Consider the following 15,256-nt stretch of genomic DNA (forward strand, 5'->3'; position numbering starts at 1 on the left):
ATGAACGCTTCCGTCCAACCCGGCCAGCGAGCCGACGTCCAGTACCTGTTGCGCATCGGCGACGCCTGCCTGGTGCTGTCGCACCGCATCTCCGAATGGATCGGCCACGCGCCCATCCTGGAAGAGGAACTCGCGCTGGGCAACATCGCGCTGGACCTGCTGGGCCAGTCGCGCGCGCTGCTGACGCGCGCCGGCCAGCTCAACGAGCAGCCGCTCGACGAGGACCAGCTCGCCTACCTGCGCGAGGAACGCCACTACCTGAACCCCGTGATGATGGAGCTGCCGCGCGGCGACTTCGCTTTCACGCAGGCCCGCAACCTGATCGCCGCCTGCTGGCTGATGCCGATGTGGACGCGGCTGCAGGCGTCCAGCGACGCCGAGGTCGCCGCCATCGCCGCCAAGGCGGTGAAGGAAGTCCGCTATCACCAGCAGCATGCGGCCGAGTGGGTGGTGCGCCTGGGCGACGGCACGGAGGAATCGGCGCAGCGGATGAAGGCCGCGCTCGCGCAGCTGTGGCCTTACGTCAACGAGCTGTTCGCGTCGGACGAGATCGACGCCGCCGCCGAAACCAGCGGCCTGGGCCCGGCCTGGTCGTCACTCAAGCCCGACTGGGATGCGGCGATGGACGAGGTCCTGGCCGAGGCGCAACTCGCGCGTCCGAAGGACACGCCGCATGTCTACACCGGCGTGCGCGGCGTCCACAGCGAACACATGGGCCACATGCTGGCGACGATGCAATCGCTGCAGCGCAGCTACCCCGGCGGGGTGTGGTGAGCGCGAGAGCGCCGCGCGCCCGCTGCAAACATGCATGAACACGCCATGAACGCCGCCCCGATGCCTTCGCATCTCGACTGGCTGTCGTCATTGACGCCGGTCGGACCGCGTCCGTCGTCGTCCGACGTCGGCGCGACCGACCTCGGCTGCGGACGCCTGTCCGCCGCCTGGGAGGTGCTGTCGCAGGTGCTCGATCCCGAGGTGCCGGCGGTGTCGCTGGTGGAGCTCGGCATCGTGCGCGACCTGGTCGAGACCGCCGATGGCGTCGAGGTCGTGCTGACGCCGACCTACTCCGGCTGCCCTGCCACCGAGGCCATCGAGCAGAGCGTGCGCGACGCGCTGTCGCGCTTCGGCACCGTGACCGTGACGATGCGCCGCGCGCCGGCGTGGACGACCGACTGGATCACCGACGAAGGCCGCGAGAAGCTCCGCCAGTACGGCATCGCGCCGCCGGGCCCCGTCGACATGGGGCAGGGCGTGCCCATCCGCATCGTCCGCCGCCGCGAGGCCATCGCCTGCCCGCGCTGCGGCAGCACGCACACCGAGCAGCTGTCGGCCTTCGGCTCGACCGCGTGCAAGTCGCTGTACCGCTGCATCGCCTGCCGCGAGCCTTTTGAACATTTCAAGCCGATCTGAGCCATCGCCATGAGCCTGCATTTCCACCCGCTGCGCCTGCGCGCCAAGCATCAGGACACCGACGACGCCGTCGTGCTGTGCTTCGACGTGCCCGAGGCGCTGCGCGAGACCTTCCGCTTCACGCAAGGCCAGTACCTGACGCTGCGCGGCGACGTCGACGGCCAGGACCTGCGCCGGTCCTATTCCATCTGCGCCGGCGTCGACGATGGTGAACTGCGCGTCGGCGTGCGCCAGGTCGACGGCGGCGCCTTCTCCACCTGGGTGCACCGGCACCTGAAGGCCGGCGACGAGGTGCAGGTCTTCCCGCCGCAGGGCCGCTTCCATGTCCCGCTGGAGCCCGCGACGGGCCGTCATTTCGTGGGCATCGCGGCCGGATCGGGCATCACGCCCATCCTGTCGATCATGAAGAGCGTGCTCGCCCGCGAGCCGATGAGCCGCTTCACGCTGATCTACGGCAACCGCCGGCCGGCGTCGACGATGTTCAAGGAAGAGCTCGAGGACCTGAAGAACCGCTACATGACGCGGCTGACGCTGCATCACGTGTTCTCGCGCGAGCATGTCGATTCGCCGTTGATGGCGGGGCGGCTGGACCAGGCCAAGCTCAGCGACTTCCTGAGCGGCCCCGTGCCGGCGGCCGGCATCGACCAGGTTTTCGTCTGCGGCCCGTTCGAGATGAACGAGCAGGCCGAGGCCGCGCTGCGCGCCGCCGGCGTCCCCGAGGAACGCATCCACATCGAGCGCTTCGGCACGCCGGAGATGCAGACCGGCCGTCCGGCGCCGCACGAGGTCCACGAGGAGGACGCGGAGGCCGCCAAGGTCGTCGTGATCCGCGACGGCGTCTCGCGCGAGATCGAGTTCCGCAAGAGCGATCCCAGCCTGCTCGACGCCGCGGCGCGGGCCGGCATGGACGTCCCGTTCTCCTGCAAATCCGGCGTGTGTTCCACCTGCCGTTGCAAGTTGATCGAGGGCGAGGTCCGGATGGATAAGAATTTCGCCCTTGAGAAGCACGAAGTGGCGGCCGGATTCATCCTCAGCTGTCAGGCGCATGCCCTGACCCCGCGCGTCGTGATCTCGTTCGACGAACGCTGATTCACAAGGAAAAGACATTTCATGGCCCGAGGTCGAGCTCCAGGATTTGATGCCACCCGCGAGGAGATCCTCGCGCAGGCTGCCCGACTTTTCGCCAACCAGGGCTACCCCGCGACCTCGATGAACCAGGTCGCCGAAGCCTGCTCGGTCAGCAAGCCCACGCTGTACCACTACGTCCGCGACAAGCATGAGCTGCTGGCGCAGATCTGCCAGAACCACCTGCAGCACCTGGTCGATCTGGTCGACGAGGTGAGCGCGCAGCAGCTGCCGCCGCCGGAGCACCTGCGCGGGCTGATCCACCGCTTCGTGCAGGCCTACGGCGAGGCGCAGAACGAGCACCGCGTGCTGACCGAGGACCTGAAGTTCCTCGACGAGGAGCACCGCGAGCGCATGGTGACGGTCGAGCGCCAGGTCGTGGGCCGCTTCGCCGACGCGGTGGCCGCGGTCCGGCCGGAGCTGCGCGGCGCCCATCTGCACAAGCCGCTGACCATGCTGCTCTTCGGCATGATCAACTGGACCTTCACCTGGCTTCGGCCCGACGGCGCGCTGACCTACGAGGCGGTCGCGCCCATGGTGGCGGACCTGTTCTTCGGCGGGCTGGGCGCGGTCCGGACCGAGCTCACCGATCCCTCGACGCGCCACCAGCGCAGCGAACTCGACCCGGCGGCGCCGCAAGTCTCATGAAGGCTTGGCGGAGGACCATCGCTCCCGACATGCAATCCCTGCAGTCATCGCAGTAGCAGTACCTCATTGACCTTGCGTTCCTGAAAAACACATTCCGAAGGAGACAACATGAAACGCATCGAGAAGACCCTGCTGGCCATGGCCATGACGGGTGCCGCGCTGATGGGCGCGGGCGGCAGCGCCTGGGCGGACATCAACGTCGGCGTGACCGTCTCGGCCACGGGCCCGGCCGCGTCGCTGGGCATCCCGGAGAAGAACACCTTCTCCCTGATGCCCAAGACCATCGCCGGACAGAAGGTCAACTACATCATCCTGGACGACGCGTCGGACACCACGACGGCGGTCGCCAACACCCGCAAGCTGATCACCGAGCACAAGGTCGACGTGATCGTCGGTTCCACGGTCACGCCGAACTCGCTGGCGATGATCGACGCGGTGTCGGAGGCGCAGGTGCCGATGATCTCGATGGCGGCCTCGGCCCGCATCGTCGAGCCGATGGACGCGAAGAAGAAGTGGGTCTTCAAGACGCCGCAGAACGACATCATGATGGCGCTGGCCATCGCCGGCCACATGCAGGCGCAGGGCGTAAAGACGGTGGCCTACGTCGGCTTCGCCGATGCCTACGGCGAAGGCTGGTACGGCGAGTTCAACAAGGTCGCCGCCAGCAAGGGCTTGAGCATCGTCGCCAACGAGCGCTACAACCGCACCGACACCTCGGTGACCGGCCAGGTGCTCAAGATCATGGCGGCCAAGCCCGACGCGGTGCTGGTCGGCGGCAGCGGCACGCCGGCGGCGCTGCCGCAGAAGACGCTCAAGGAGCGCGGCTACCAGGGCAAGTACTACCAGACCCACGGCGTGGCCAACAACGACTTCCTGCGCGTCGGCGGCAAGGACGTCGAGGGCACCTTCCTGCCGTCGGGCCCGGTGCTGGTCGTCGACCAGCTGCCCGCGGACCATCCGGCCAAGAAGAGCGCCAAGGCCTACGTGACGACCTATGAGGGCGCGTACGGCAAGGGCAGCGTCTCGACCTTCGGCGGCCACGCGTGGGACGCGGGCCTGCTGCTGCAGGCGGCGATTCCCGAGGCCATCAAGAAGGCACAGCCGGGCACGCCGCAGTTCCGCGCGGCGCTGCGCGATGCGCTCGAAGGCGTGAAGGAGCTGCCGGCCGCGCATGGTGTCTTCACCATGTCGCCGAACGACCATCTGGGTCTCGACCAGCGCGCCCGCGTGATGGTGAAGATTGAAAACGGCACCTGGAAATATCAACCGTAAGCCTTTGACCTGAGGGCGGGACGCACAACGTCCCGCCCTCGTTCGTTTCTGACGTTCGAAAGAGTTGCCATGAGCGCTACCCCCGTCCTCCAAAGCCTGATCGCCGGTCGCTGGATCGGCTCCACCGCCGCGCGCGGCCTGCACAGCGCCGTCAACGGACGGTTGGTGACGCAGACCCATGCCGAAGAGATCGACTTCGGCGAGAGCCTGCTTTTCGCGCGCACGAAGACCTTGCCCGCGCTGCTCGCGCTCGACTTCCAGCAGCGCGCGGCAATCCTGAAGGCGCTCGCGACCTACCTGCAGGAACACAAAGAATCGCTCTACGCGATCTCCGCGCACACCGGCGCGACGCGTCCGGATTCGTGGATCGACATCGAAGGCGGCTTCGGCACGCTCTTCGCCTATGCATCGATGGGCCGCCGCGAGCTGCCGTCGAGCAACATCGTCCATGAAGGCCCGGCGCAGGCGCTGGGCAAGCTCGGCCAGTTCATGGGCACCCACGTGCTGGTGCCCAAGCGCGGCGTCGCCGTGCACATCAACGCCTTCAACTTCCCGATGTGGGGGATGCTGGAGAAGTTCGCGCCCAGCTTCCTCGCCGGCATGCCCTGCATCGTCAAGCCGGCCACCGCGACCAGCTACGTCGCCGAAGCCTGCGTGCGCCTGATCGAGCGGTCCGGCCTGCTGCCGGCCGGCGCGTTGCAGCTGGTCATCGGCAGTTCCGGCGATCTGCTGGACCGGCTGGAGGAGACGGACGTCGTCACCTTCACCGGCTCGGCGGACACGGCGGCGCAGCTGCGCGTCAATCCGAACCTGATCCGCCGCTCGGTGCCGTTCAACGCCGAGGCGGACAGTCTCAATTGCTCGATCCTGGCGCCGGACGTGGTGCCTGGCGATCCGGAATTCGATCTCTTCGTCAAGGAAGTGATGCGGGAGATGAGCGCCAAGGCCGGCCAGAAGTGCACGGCCATCCGTCGCGCGATCGTGCCGGCGGCGCAGATCGACGCGGTCGCCGCGGCACTGCGCGAGCGGCTCGCGAAGATCAAGATCGGCGATCCCTCCGTCGAGGGCGTGCGCATGGGCGCGCTGGCGTCCAAGGCGCAGCAGGCCGACGTGGCCGAGCGCCTGGCACAGCTCGCGAAGGGCAACGAGATCGTCTTCGGCGAGCGCGACGGCTTCGCGCCGGTGGGCGAGGGCGTCGGCGACGGCGCCTTCTTTGCGCCGACGCTGCTGCTGTGCCGCGACGCGATGAACAACGAGGCGGTCCACAACGTCGAGGCCTTCGGGCCGGTGTCGACGCTGATGAGCTACGGCGATTTCGACGAAGCGCTGGCGCTCGCCGCCAAGGGTCGCGGCAGCCTGGTGGGGTCGGTGGTCACGAAGACGCCGGCGCTGGCTGCGCAGGCCGTCTATCACGCGGCCGCCTTCCACGGCCGGCTGCTGGTGCTGGACCGCGACGCGGCGGGTGAATCGACCGGCCACGGCTCCCCGCTGCCGATGCTCAAGCATGGCGGCCCCGGCCGCGCGGGCGGCGGTGAAGAGCTCGGCGGCATCCGCGCGGTGAAGCACTACCTGCAGCGCTGCGCGGTGCAGGCCTCGCCGACGATGCTCACGGCCATCACCGGCGAGTACGTGCGCGGCGGCAAGGTCACCGAGGACGCGATCCATCCTTTCCGCAAGCATTTCGAAGAGATCCAGATCGGCGATTCGCTGCTCACGCATCGCCGCACGGTGTCCGAGGCGGACATCGTCAACTTCGGCGGCATCAGCGGCGACTACTTCTACATGCACTTCGACGAAGTCGCGGCCAAGGACACGCAATTCGGCCAGCGCATCGCGCACGGCTACTTCGTGCTGTCGGCGGCGGCGGGCCTGTTCGTGTCGCCGGCGCCGGGGCCAGTCCTTGCCAACTACGGGCTGGACACCTTGCGCTTCGTGAACCCCGTGGCCATCGGCGACACGATCCAGGCGCGGCTGACCTGCAAGCGCCGCATCGACCGCGGCAATCGTCCGGACCAGCCGCCGCAGGGCGTCGTCGCGTGGGACGTGCAGGTCACCAACCAGCGCGGCGAGCTCGTGGCGAGCTACGACATCCTGACGCTGGTGGCGAAGAAGGGCTGAGACCGAGGTCTGCAAACACCGTCGCCTTCTGCCGCTGGCGGGCTTCAGCACTGCCACCGCCGCTGGCCCTCACCCCCGCCCTCTCCCGCAAGCGGGAGAGGGAGTCCGACCGGCTCTGCTCGCAGCGCCTGCTCCTCTTTCTCCCTCTCCCGCTTGCGGGAGAGGGTAGGGGTGAGGGGCGCGCGCAGCGCGCGGGGTCCAGGCAGTCATGCGGCGTTCCTCTATCGGCAAAGCCGAATCGCCGGCAAGGAAGTTCGACCTTGAGAAGAGTGCGCGGGCCGCCCACACTGCGGCCTTCCCTTCCGCTCACCCTTCATCCAACTTCCGAACGACCGTGGACATCCTCACTACTCCTGTCATCGCCGGCCTGCTGTTCACCGCGACCCTGGCCATCGTTGCGCTGATGGCCTGGAAGGGCGGCAGCGAACGGCGCGACGTCACCTTCCTCGCGTCGGCTGCCGGCCTCGGCGGCGTGTGCACGGCGATCGCCGCGGTGGTCTGAACCCCGCGCGGAGCGCGCACGCCAGAGGCCCTGGATTTACGCTCCGTTGCGAAGTCGACACCCCTGACGCCTGCGCGTGATTCGGCGTCGCGCCAGAATGCGACGGACGATTCAGTGAGAGGAAGGGAAGGGCATGCGCGTCTTGCTCGTCGAGGATTCGGAGTTTGTCCGCGAGCAGTTCCTGCGATTGTTCGAGGGGCTGGCGTTCGTGCAGGTGGTGGGCTATGCCGACAGCGAGGAAGACGCCGTGCAGGCGATCTCCGTGCTCAAGCCCGACGTGGTGCTGCTCGACCTGAACCTGCAGGTCGGTTCCGGCATGCATGTGCTGCGGCGCGCGCGCGAGAGCGGGTATGCCGGCAAGCTGCTGGTGCTCAGCAGCCGCGACCCCGACTTCTACCGCACGCTGTGCGAGAAGCATGGCGCGGACGGCTTCTACGACAAGGCGCATGAGCAGCTGCAGCTGCTCGACCATCTGCGCGTGCTGGCGGGCGAGAAGCCGCTGTTCTAGCAAGCGGCTGAGGCGATCGCCTCGGCGAGCGCGTTGAACGCGTCGAACGCGTCGAGTGCGGTCAATACGGTGAACGCGTTGAACGCGACGCTCAGGAGCCGCAGCCCGCCATGGCCATCACGCCGTCGACGTGCAGCAGCGCGACGGACAGCGGGTCCGACGCCAGCGACGCCGCCATTACCAGCACGCCCAGTCCCACGCGCAGGGCCCGCGCCGGGCGCGGCTGCGGGCGGCACGCCGAGATCAGGAAAGGCGCGCCGACGCCGAGCATGAAGAGCGCGGTCAGCAGGGCGTGCAGGGCGGTGTCCGTGCTCACCCTTCACCCCATCGCCGCGATGTCTTGCAGCAGATCGCCGACCGGCTCGTGATCGGGTAGCCCGGCCATCGCGAGGTCCAGGTCCTCCATCAGGTCGGAGACGTTCTCCAGGCCGACCGACAGCCGCAGCAGGTCCTCGCCGATGCCGGACTGCCGGCGCTCCGCCGCCGACAGCCTGCCGTGCGTGGTCGAGGCGGGGTGGGTGATCATGCTGCGCGTGTCGCCGATGCTGGTCGCGATGGAGATCAGCCGCAGTCCATCCACCACCGACCACGCGCCCAGGCGTCCGCCCGGGACGCGCAGGCCCACGACGCCGCCATAGCCCGACTGCTGCGACACCGCCAGCGCATGCTGCGGATGTGTCGCCAGTCCGGTGTAGATGACGGCCGCGACCTTGGGGGACGCCTTCAGCCAGCGCGCCAGCTGCATCGCGTTGGCGGAGATCGCCGTCATCCGCAGGTGCAGCGTCTCCAGGCTCTTGAGCAGCAGCCAGGCGTCCATCGCGCCCAACGCGGCGCCCGTCACGCGCAGCACGCCGCGCAGGTCGGCCATCAGCCGCTCCGCGCCGACCGCGACGCCCGCCACCACGCGACCATGGCCGTCCATGTACTTGCCGGCGGAATGGATGACGACGTCCGCGCCCAGTCGCAAGGGGTTCTGCTGATACGGCGTGAGCAGCGAGTTGTCCACCGCCAGCAGCGCGCCGCGCGCATGGGCCAGCAGCGCGACGGCCTCGATGTCGCCCACGTTCTGAAGCGGATTGGACGGGGTCTCCATGAACGCGAACGCGGTGCGATCGTCGATCGCGGTGTCCCATTGCGCCAGGTCGGTCAGGTCGACGACGCGCACGTCGATGCCCAGCTTGCCGAAGTAGTGGCGGAAGGCTGTGAGCGTCGTGCCGAAGACGTCGCGAGAACAGACGATGTTGCTGCCGCTGACCACCCAGGCCTGCGCCATGGCGACGATCGCCGCCATGCCGGACGCGAACGCGACCGCCGCCTCCGCGCGCTCCATCGCGGCGATGCGGCGCTCGAGCGCCTGCACCGTCGGATTGGAGAAGCGCGAGTACACGTTGCCCGATGCGGTGCCGCTGAACTTGCGCGCCGCGTCCGCCGCCGAGGCGAAGACATAGGCGGAGGTCATCGCGATCGGCTCGCAGTGCGCGTCGCTCAGATCGTGGAACTGGGCGGTGCGGACGGCGGTGGTGAAAGGTTGGTGATCCACGGGAAGCTTTCTCACGAGGGGAGGTCAGGCGGAGGGACGGGGCTGCAAGCCGGGGTGCGGCTCCGGCTCGATGCGCGGGTCGCGCAGGAACAGCCAGCTCGTCAGCCCGCCGAGCGCCGTCAGCGTCGCCAGTCCGACGATGTAGGGCTGGTAGCTGCCCCACAGGTCGTGGCTGAGCGCGCCGAGCTGCACGGACGCGAAGGCGCCGAGCTGATGCGCCAGGAACAGGTAGCCGAAGGCCCGGCCCTTGATCGCCGCGCCGTACCGGGCCATGCAGAACATCGAGGTCAGCACCACCGTGCCCAGATAGGTCGCGCCGAACACGACGGCGAAGCCCAGCGTGCGCAGGTCTTCCGACGCGCCGAGCAGCAGCAGCACCGCGCAGGACCTCAGGAGGTAGAACACGCCGAGCAGGGCACGCTTGGGCAGCCGGATCGCCAGCCAGCCGGTCAGCAGTCCGCTGATCAGCTCCAGCACGCCGAGCAGGCTCAGGCTCACGCCCATGAGACCGCGCGGTGTCGAGTGGTCCTGCCAGAACGCGACGAGGTGCACGTCGATGAAGGCCATGCTGGCGCCGCAGCCCATGAAGCCGATCGCCAGCGCGTAGAAGCCGCTGTCGCGACGCAGCACGGACCAGGCGCGGGGCGGGGCGGCCTTCGTCCCGGTCGCCGTCCCTGTCGCTGTCTCCGCGTCGGGCGCGGCACTGGCGGCATCCAGGCCGGCCGCTTTCGACTTCGCCGCGGCGAACCACGCCAGACCGGCCAGGGGCAACGCGAGGAAGACGCCGACCATCAGGAAGGTGGTTTCCCACGACGCCTTCGGCGCCAGCCACAGCCAGAACGGCGACAGCACGATGAAGCTGATCGACGTGCCGTTGGTGACCACCGCGAAGGCCAGCCCGGACTTCTTCTGCTCGAAGAGCCGGTCGACCAGCACGCCCATGGGCACGTAGGTCATGGCCGCCAGGCCGAAGGCCGCGAGCAGGCCGTAGCCGAGGACGAAGACCGGCAGCGACCCGTCGAACAGGCTGGTGCCCGCGAGCGCGGCACCCGCGGCCAGACAGCCGATCACGACGGTGCGCAGCGGGCCGAGGCGGTCGCTCAGCGACCCCACCAGCGGCGACACCAGGCCGGTGACCAGCATGAACACCGAGCCCGACCAGGCGAAGTCGGAACGCCCGCGGCCGAAGTGGGTCGCCAGGTCGGCGAAGTAGACCTGGTAGACGCTCTTGACGCTGGTGGAGACGAACATCACCAGGAAGCCCACGGCCACCAGGCCGTAGACCAGGTGCCTCGACGACGGGGAGGACGCGGCCGGCTTCATGCGACCACTCCCGGGGCGTTGCGGCGCACCAGCGGACGGCAGAACTCGCGGTACATGCCGTCGTACATGGCGTAGAACAGCCGGCAGGTGTGGTCGACCGCGTGCTGGGCCTCCTGCTGCAGCCGGTCGGTGTCGCACAGTTCGGCCACGAGGTTCAATCCCTGCTCGACATGGCCGACGTCCTCGGCCTGGTGGACGGAGAAGAACAGCAGGTCCTCCTCCTTCAAGCCGTAGACCTTGCCCAGCAGCTCGTGGCGGGCCTCGCCGGCCTTGACCTCCAGGTTCTGGCCCTCGCTGGCGATCATCACGGCGGCGGCGCCGATGTGATAGCTGCCGCGGCCGCGCACCGCATGCAGCCGGTAGTCGATCAGGTCCTGCGTGGCGGGCAGCGGCAGCGCGGCGTCGCGTTCCTCGTCGCTGATGCCCAGCGCGCGGATGAAGCGCTGCATCAGCACGACGTGGTTGTCGGTCTTCGAGAGCCGGCCGGTCTCCTCCTCGTACACGTTGATCAGCAGGCCGCGCTTGAACGCCGGCAACGGGCAGTGGAAGAACAGGTGCTCGACGTAGCCCAGGAAGTGCTTCGTCAGCTGATAGCCCTGCAGCGCGACCTGGAGCAGCAGCACGATGTCCTTCGCCTGCGGGTCCATCAGGCGGTCGAAGATGGGATGCGACATCGTCAGATGGCTGTTCAGCAGCGATCGCAGTTGTTCCTTGAAGGCGGCCTTGGTTTGCGGCATGGGGAGCTCCTCTCCAGAGTCAATGGGCGGTGTGGGTCTATGAGCGGCGGGACTGTGAGCAGGGCGTCAATGCGCCGGCGAGGCGTCGACGCGCCGGCGCAGCGAGCGCACCGCCTGCGCCATGAAGTGGCCGCGATGGACTTCGCCGCCAACGCGCGCGTAGTCCTCCAGCACGCCATAGGTCTCGAAGCCGAAGAACTGCCAGAGGCGATGGGCGCGGGTGTTCTCGCGCACGTCCAGCACCAGCTGCTCGACATCCAGCCGTTCGGCCAGCCGCGCGATCTCGCGGAAGGCGAGCGGCACCAGATGCAGGCCGCGGAAGTCGGGATGGACGACGCCCTTGGCCAGTTCGGCGCGGTGGCGGCAGTTCGCCATGCCGTTGAGATGCAGCAGCGCCATGAAGGCCGGCCGGCCGTCGACGCGGCCCAGCAGCAGGTGGGTCCGGCCCGAGGCGATGCCCACCCGCAGGCCAGCAATAAACTGGACTTCCTGATGCGGGGTCAGGACTTGCTCGTAGCCCAGCGTGCCGCCGTCGGAGACCGTGCTGTTGATCAATCCGATCAGTTCCGCGGCGACGCGGTCGTCGATCTGATCGGGCCAGTCGTGACTGGCAACACTTGCATTCGTTGAGTGCATGCTCCTCCTCCCTGGGCACCTGTTGTTCGAATCAGATTAACCAGGGGTCTGCTTGCTGCACAGCAACAAACGCGCTCAGAAGGACAAGAAATCAGACATCATTGGGGAGGAGAAATCCTGAGGAACCGACCGGCGATGAAGAACCCGTGATGAAGAACGTCTACTTCCTGATGGTCCCGTCGACGCACCTGCTGGATCTGGCCGGACCGCTGCAGGTCATCCACTCGGTCGGCGAGGTGGGCGCCGCGACCGTCGACGTGCGCTGCATCGGGCCGGAGGTCTCGGTCGGCGCCTTCCAGCCGCTGACGCTGACCGACATCCGCCCGCTGCCGCGCGCGTTGCCGCCGGACGCGGTGCTGTTCGTGATCGGCAGCAAGCTGACGCCGGCGCTCATGCGCTCGACGGCCTGGCGGAAATCGGTCGACTGGCTGGCGCGGCTGGGACGCGAACGGCCCGACGGGCTGCGGATCTGCGGCGTCTGCTCCGGCACCTTCCTGCTGGCCGAGGCCGGTCTGCTCGAGGGTCGGCTGTGCACCACCCATCACCGCTTCATCGCGCGGCTGCGCACGGCCAGCCCGACGGCGACGGTGCTGGAGAACCGCGTGTTCGTCGAGGACGGCGATCTGCTCACGTCCGCCGGGGTCACCTCGGGCATCGACCTCGCGCTGCATCTGGTGTCGCAGGCGTTCGGCGAAGACGTCGCCATCCAGGTCGCGCGCGAGAACGTGGTGAACTTCCGCCGCTTCGGCGCCGACCCGGAGCTGTCCGCGGCGACGCGCCATCGCGCGCACGGCAACCAGCGCATCCATGCCATCCAGGACGTGATCGCCTCGCGCCTGCATGCCGGCGTGACGATCGACGAGCTGGCCGCGCAGGCCGGCCTGAGCGAGCGCCACCTGGCCCGACTGTTCCTCGCCGAGACCGGCGTGACCATCAAGCAGTACCAGATCGCCCTGCGCATGGACCTGGCGCGCCGGCTGATGACCAGTTCCCGGCTGTCGCTGGAGAACATCGCCGCGTCCTGCGGCTATGGCAGCGTGCAGGCTTTCCGCGCCAACTGGAACAAGCACGAGCGCCTGCCGCCCTCGCTGCTGCGGCGCGGCGGCGGCGCCCTGCAGCCCGATGCTTAGAATCCCCACTCCCAAGCGATGACGCCCCGATGACCGGGCGATGACGATGACAGCAGCTGTTCGGACCGACGCCGCGCTGGCGCCGGTGGTGATCGTGGGTGCCGGCCTGGCCGGATTGACCGTGGCGCTTCACCTCGCCGACCGTGTGCCGGTGATCGTGCTGGCCAAGCGGGAGCTCAACGAGGCCGCCACCGCCTGGGCGCAGGGCGGGATCGTCGGGGTGCTGGGCTCGGACGACAGCATCGAGAGCCATGTGCGCGACACGCAGGAGGCCGGCGCCGGCCTCGTCGACGAAGCCACCGCGCGCTACATCGCCGAACGCAGCGCCGACGCCGTCGGCTGGCTGGTGGCGCAGGGCGTGCCGTTCACGCTTGACGAACAGGGGCCGCTCGGCCTGCACCTGACGCGCGAGGGCGGCCACGCGGTGCGCCGCATCGCCCACGCCGCGGACGCCACCGGCAAGGCCATCCACGATGCGCTGCTGGCCAAGGCGCAGGCGCATCCCAACATCGAGCTGCGTCAGCGCTGGATGGCGCTGGACCTGATCACCTCGCGCCATGTGCAGCGCGAGGAGCCGTCACGCTGCTACGGCATCTACGCGCTGGACATGGACGCCCAGCGCGTCGATGCGATCGCGGCGCGCGCGGTCGTGATGGCCACGGGCGGCGCCGGCAAGGTCTACCGCTACACGACCAATCCGGACACCTCCACCGGCGACGGCATCGCCATGGCCTGGCGCGCGAGCTGCCGCATCGCCAACATGGAGTTCATCCAGTTCCATCCGACCTGCCTGTACCACCCGCAGGAGCGCAGCTTCCTGATCACGGAGGCGCTGCGCGGGGAGGGCGGTCACCTGAAGCTGCCGGACGGCACGCGCTTCATGGCCGCGCACGACGAGCGGCTCGAACTCGCGCCGCGCGACGTGGTCGCCCGCGCGATCGACTTCGAGATGAAGAAGCACGGCCTGGACCACGTGTGGCTCGACGCCACGCACCTGGGCGAAGCTTTCCTGAAGGAACACTTCCCGACCGTCCACGCGCGTTGCCTCGCGCTGGGCATCGACATCGCTCGCCAGCCGATCCCGGTCGTGCCGGCGGTGCACTTCACCTGCGGCGGCGTGGTGTCGGACCTGCAGGGCCGCGCCGATCTGCCCGGCCTCTACGCGGTCGGCGAGACCGCCCACACCGGCCTGCACGGCGCCAACCGGCTGGCGAGCAACTCGCTGCTGGAATGCGTCGTGCTCGGCCAGGGCTGTGCGTCCGACATCCTGTCGCAGGAGGTGCTCCCGCCCGCGCCGCTGCCGGCCTGGGACGAAAGCCAGGTCGAGGACGCGGACGAGCAGGTCGTCATCGCCCACAACTGGGATGAGCTGCGCTCGCTGATGTGGAACTACGTCGGCATCGTGCGCACGACCAAACGGCTGGAACGCGCGCTTCACCGCATCGACCTGCTGCGCGCGGAGATCGACGACTACTACGCGAACTTCCGCGTCAGCCGCGATCTGCTGGAGCTGCGCAACCTGGTCGATTGCGCGGAACTCATCGTGCGATCAGCGCTGCTGCGGCACGAGAGCCGCGGGCTGCACTACAGCCGCGACTACCCGCGCACGCTGCCGGCGAGCCTGCCGACGGTGCTGGTGCGCAACGGGAATACGCGTTGATCAGGGCTCGTTGAGGGCGAAGACGACTGCCGTCGCCAGGCGCGGGCTCTCCACGGGGCATGGGGCCTCGCGTCCGCGAACCCCAAGCCCCATTCCGGCCCCAATGAGCCTGATGGACCGCGGGCCTGAGCCGGAGCGCAGGCCTGCGTTGTCGCTCAGCGCTGCTTCGTGCGAAGGACGCTGCGTGCTTGCACGAAGTTGTAGGCGTAGCTGACCGCTTCCTTGATCGCGGCGTCGACGTCCAAGCGTTCCTGCTCGGTGAGGTAGAACGAGTAGTCGACGGCATGACGGATGTAGCGCGGCGGCAGCCGGTTCAGCGCGACGCAGGCCACATCGGCCAGCAGTTCGGCTTCACGATGGATCTCGGGGAACTGCGGGGCAGTCTCCATCACCGCGGCAAACACTTCGCGTTCGTGATGGTTGTAGAGCGAGGTGAAGTCCATGAGCGGGTCCTGCAAAGGGCAGCTGGAATGGCCACAGCATAGGCCGACGCTCACGCAAATGGAAAGCCCCGCGGACACTCGTTCACGCGGGGCGTACTGCCAAGGCCGCTGGCCCTCACCCCCACCCTCTCCCGCAAGCGGGAGAGGGAGAAAGAGGCGCAGGCGCCGCGAGGGGCTCCGGTCGGACTCCCTCTCCCGCTTGCG

16 protein-coding genes are annotated in these 15,256 nt (G+C 68.6%); 10 read left to right on the top strand and 6 right to left on the bottom strand.

Annotation, left to right across the window (positions count from 1 at the left end; genetic code table 11):
* The 8 genes from paaC (at nt 1) to ABE85_RS00820 (ending at nt 7,583) form a co-directional block, all read left to right on the top strand.
* A complete protein-coding gene (gene paaC / locus ABE85_RS00790) occupies nt 1-774 on the top strand; it encodes a 1,2-phenylacetyl-CoA epoxidase subunit PaaC (RefSeq protein ID WP_067269209.1) in 774 nt (257 codons plus the stop codon).
* Nucleotides 775-819: 45 nt separating this feature from the next.
* Complete coding sequence (paaD, locus tag ABE85_RS00795) at nt 820-1,410, top strand: 1,2-phenylacetyl-CoA epoxidase subunit PaaD (RefSeq protein ID WP_082938187.1); 591 nt, start codon at nt 820-822, stop codon at nt 1,408-1,410.
* A 9-nt stretch (nt 1,411-1,419) separates the two neighbouring features.
* A complete protein-coding gene (gene paaE / locus ABE85_RS00800; RefSeq protein ID WP_067269211.1) occupies nt 1,420-2,499 on the top strand; it encodes a 1,2-phenylacetyl-CoA epoxidase subunit PaaE in 1,080 nt (359 codons plus the stop codon).
* 21 nt (nt 2,500-2,520) lie between these two features.
* Nucleotides 2,521-3,183 carry a TetR/AcrR family transcriptional regulator gene (locus ABE85_RS00805; protein ID WP_082938188.1) on the top strand — a complete coding sequence of 221 codons (663 nt, stop codon included), beginning with the start codon at nt 2,521-2,523 and terminating at the stop codon, nt 3,181-3,183.
* Nucleotides 3,184-3,291: 108 nt separating this feature from the next.
* The gene (locus ABE85_RS00810) at nt 3,292-4,455 is read left to right on the top strand and encodes an ABC transporter substrate-binding protein (protein WP_067269215.1); all 1,164 of its coding nucleotides are present in this window, start codon (nt 3,292-3,294) and stop codon (nt 4,453-4,455) included.
* 69 nt (nt 4,456-4,524) lie between these two features.
* A complete protein-coding gene (gene paaZ, locus ABE85_RS00815; RefSeq protein WP_067269217.1) occupies nt 4,525-6,573 on the top strand; it encodes a phenylacetic acid degradation bifunctional protein PaaZ in 2,049 nt (682 codons plus the stop codon).
* A gap of 334 nt (nt 6,574-6,907) precedes the next feature.
* Entirely contained in the window at nt 6,908-7,075 is a 168-nt protein-coding gene (locus ABE85_RS27240; protein WP_157521816.1) for a hypothetical protein, read from the top strand.
* Between the two features lie 133 nt (nt 7,076-7,208).
* A complete protein-coding gene (locus ABE85_RS00820) occupies nt 7,209-7,583 on the top strand; it encodes a response regulator transcription factor (protein WP_067269219.1) in 375 nt (124 codons plus the stop codon).
* A gap of 91 nt (nt 7,584-7,674) precedes the next feature.
* Here ABE85_RS00820 and ABE85_RS00825 read toward each other — a convergent pair whose 3' ends face one another.
* The 5 genes from ABE85_RS00825 to ABE85_RS00845 all read right to left on the bottom strand — a co-directional run bounded on the left by ABE85_RS00825 (nt 7,675) and on the right by ABE85_RS00845 (nt 11,819).
* Nucleotides 7,675-7,899 (bottom strand): hypothetical protein, encoded by a 225-nt coding sequence (locus ABE85_RS00825; RefSeq protein WP_067269221.1) that lies wholly within the window; start codon nt 7,897-7,899, stop codon nt 7,675-7,677.
* A 3-nt stretch (nt 7,900-7,902) separates the two neighbouring features.
* A complete protein-coding gene (locus ABE85_RS00830) occupies nt 7,903-9,123 on the bottom strand; it encodes an aminotransferase class V-fold PLP-dependent enzyme (protein ID WP_067269223.1) in 1,221 nt (406 codons plus the stop codon).
* A gap of 24 nt (nt 9,124-9,147) precedes the next feature.
* Nucleotides 9,148-10,446 carry an MFS transporter gene (locus tag ABE85_RS00835; protein WP_067269224.1) on the bottom strand — a complete coding sequence of 433 codons (1,299 nt, stop codon included), beginning with the start codon at nt 10,444-10,446 and terminating at the stop codon, nt 9,148-9,150.
* Nucleotides 10,443-11,183, bottom strand: a complete 741-nt coding sequence (locus ABE85_RS00840; RefSeq protein ID WP_067269226.1) for a TenA family transcriptional regulator — start codon at nt 11,181-11,183, stop codon at nt 10,443-10,445. Before ABE85_RS00840 ends, ABE85_RS00835 begins: the two co-directional genes overlap by 4 nt.
* A gap of 66 nt (nt 11,184-11,249) precedes the next feature.
* Nucleotides 11,250-11,819 (bottom strand): GNAT family N-acetyltransferase, encoded by a 570-nt coding sequence (locus tag ABE85_RS00845; RefSeq protein WP_067269228.1) that lies wholly within the window; start codon nt 11,817-11,819, stop codon nt 11,250-11,252.
* Between the two features lie 149 nt (nt 11,820-11,968).
* Here ABE85_RS00845 and ABE85_RS00850 point away from each other — a divergent pair, with 149 nt between their 5' ends.
* Both ABE85_RS00850 and nadB read left to right on the top strand, forming a co-directional pair.
* On the top strand, nt 11,969-12,949 hold the full coding sequence (locus ABE85_RS00850; RefSeq protein ID WP_067269230.1) for a GlxA family transcriptional regulator: 981 nt from the start codon (nt 11,969-11,971) through the stop codon (nt 12,947-12,949).
* A gap of 46 nt (nt 12,950-12,995) precedes the next feature.
* Entirely contained in the window at nt 12,996-14,609 is a 1,614-nt protein-coding gene (nadB, locus tag ABE85_RS00855; protein ID WP_067281550.1) for an L-aspartate oxidase, read from the top strand.
* Between the two features lie 155 nt (nt 14,610-14,764).
* Here the strand turns inward: nadB and ABE85_RS00860 are convergent, their stop codons facing one another.
* Nucleotides 14,765-15,052 (bottom strand): late competence development ComFB family protein, encoded by a 288-nt coding sequence (locus ABE85_RS00860; protein WP_067269232.1) that lies wholly within the window; start codon nt 15,050-15,052, stop codon nt 14,765-14,767.
* Nucleotides 15,053-15,256 lie beyond the last annotated feature (204 nt).

The organism is Mitsuaria sp. 7 (genome assembly GCF_001653795.1).
GTDB lineage: Bacteria > Pseudomonadota > Gammaproteobacteria > Burkholderiales > Burkholderiaceae_C > Roseateles.

Coding starts and splice junctions, on each gene's coding strand:
- ABE85_RS00845 (WP_067269228.1), bottom strand. CDS start 11,819: ATGCACTCAACGAATGCAAGTGTTGCCAGTCACGACTGGCCCGATCAG.
- paaC (WP_067269209.1), top strand. CDS start 1: ATGAACGCTTCCGTCCAACCCGGCCAGCGAGCCGACGTCCAGTACCTG.
- ABE85_RS00840 (WP_067269226.1), bottom strand. CDS start 11,183: ATGCCGCAAACCAAGGCCGCCTTCAAGGAACAACTGCGATCGCTGCTG.
- nadB (WP_067281550.1), top strand. CDS start 12,996: ATGACAGCAGCTGTTCGGACCGACGCCGCGCTGGCGCCGGTGGTGATC.
- paaZ (WP_067269217.1), top strand. CDS start 4,525: ATGAGCGCTACCCCCGTCCTCCAAAGCCTGATCGCCGGTCGCTGGATC.
- ABE85_RS00810 (WP_067269215.1), top strand. CDS start 3,292: ATGAAACGCATCGAGAAGACCCTGCTGGCCATGGCCATGACGGGTGCC.
- ABE85_RS00850 (WP_067269230.1), top strand. CDS start 11,969: ATGAAGAACGTCTACTTCCTGATGGTCCCGTCGACGCACCTGCTGGAT.
- ABE85_RS00835 (WP_067269224.1), bottom strand. CDS start 10,446: ATGAAGCCGGCCGCGTCCTCCCCGTCGTCGAGGCACCTGGTCTACGGC.
- paaE (WP_067269211.1), top strand. CDS start 1,420: ATGAGCCTGCATTTCCACCCGCTGCGCCTGCGCGCCAAGCATCAGGAC.
- ABE85_RS00805 (WP_082938188.1), top strand. CDS start 2,521: ATGGCCCGAGGTCGAGCTCCAGGATTTGATGCCACCCGCGAGGAGATC.
- ABE85_RS00820 (WP_067269219.1), top strand. CDS start 7,209: ATGCGCGTCTTGCTCGTCGAGGATTCGGAGTTTGTCCGCGAGCAGTTC.
- paaD (WP_082938187.1), top strand. CDS start 820: ATGAACGCCGCCCCGATGCCTTCGCATCTCGACTGGCTGTCGTCATTG.
- ABE85_RS00860 (WP_067269232.1), bottom strand. CDS start 15,052: ATGGACTTCACCTCGCTCTACAACCATCACGAACGCGAAGTGTTTGCC.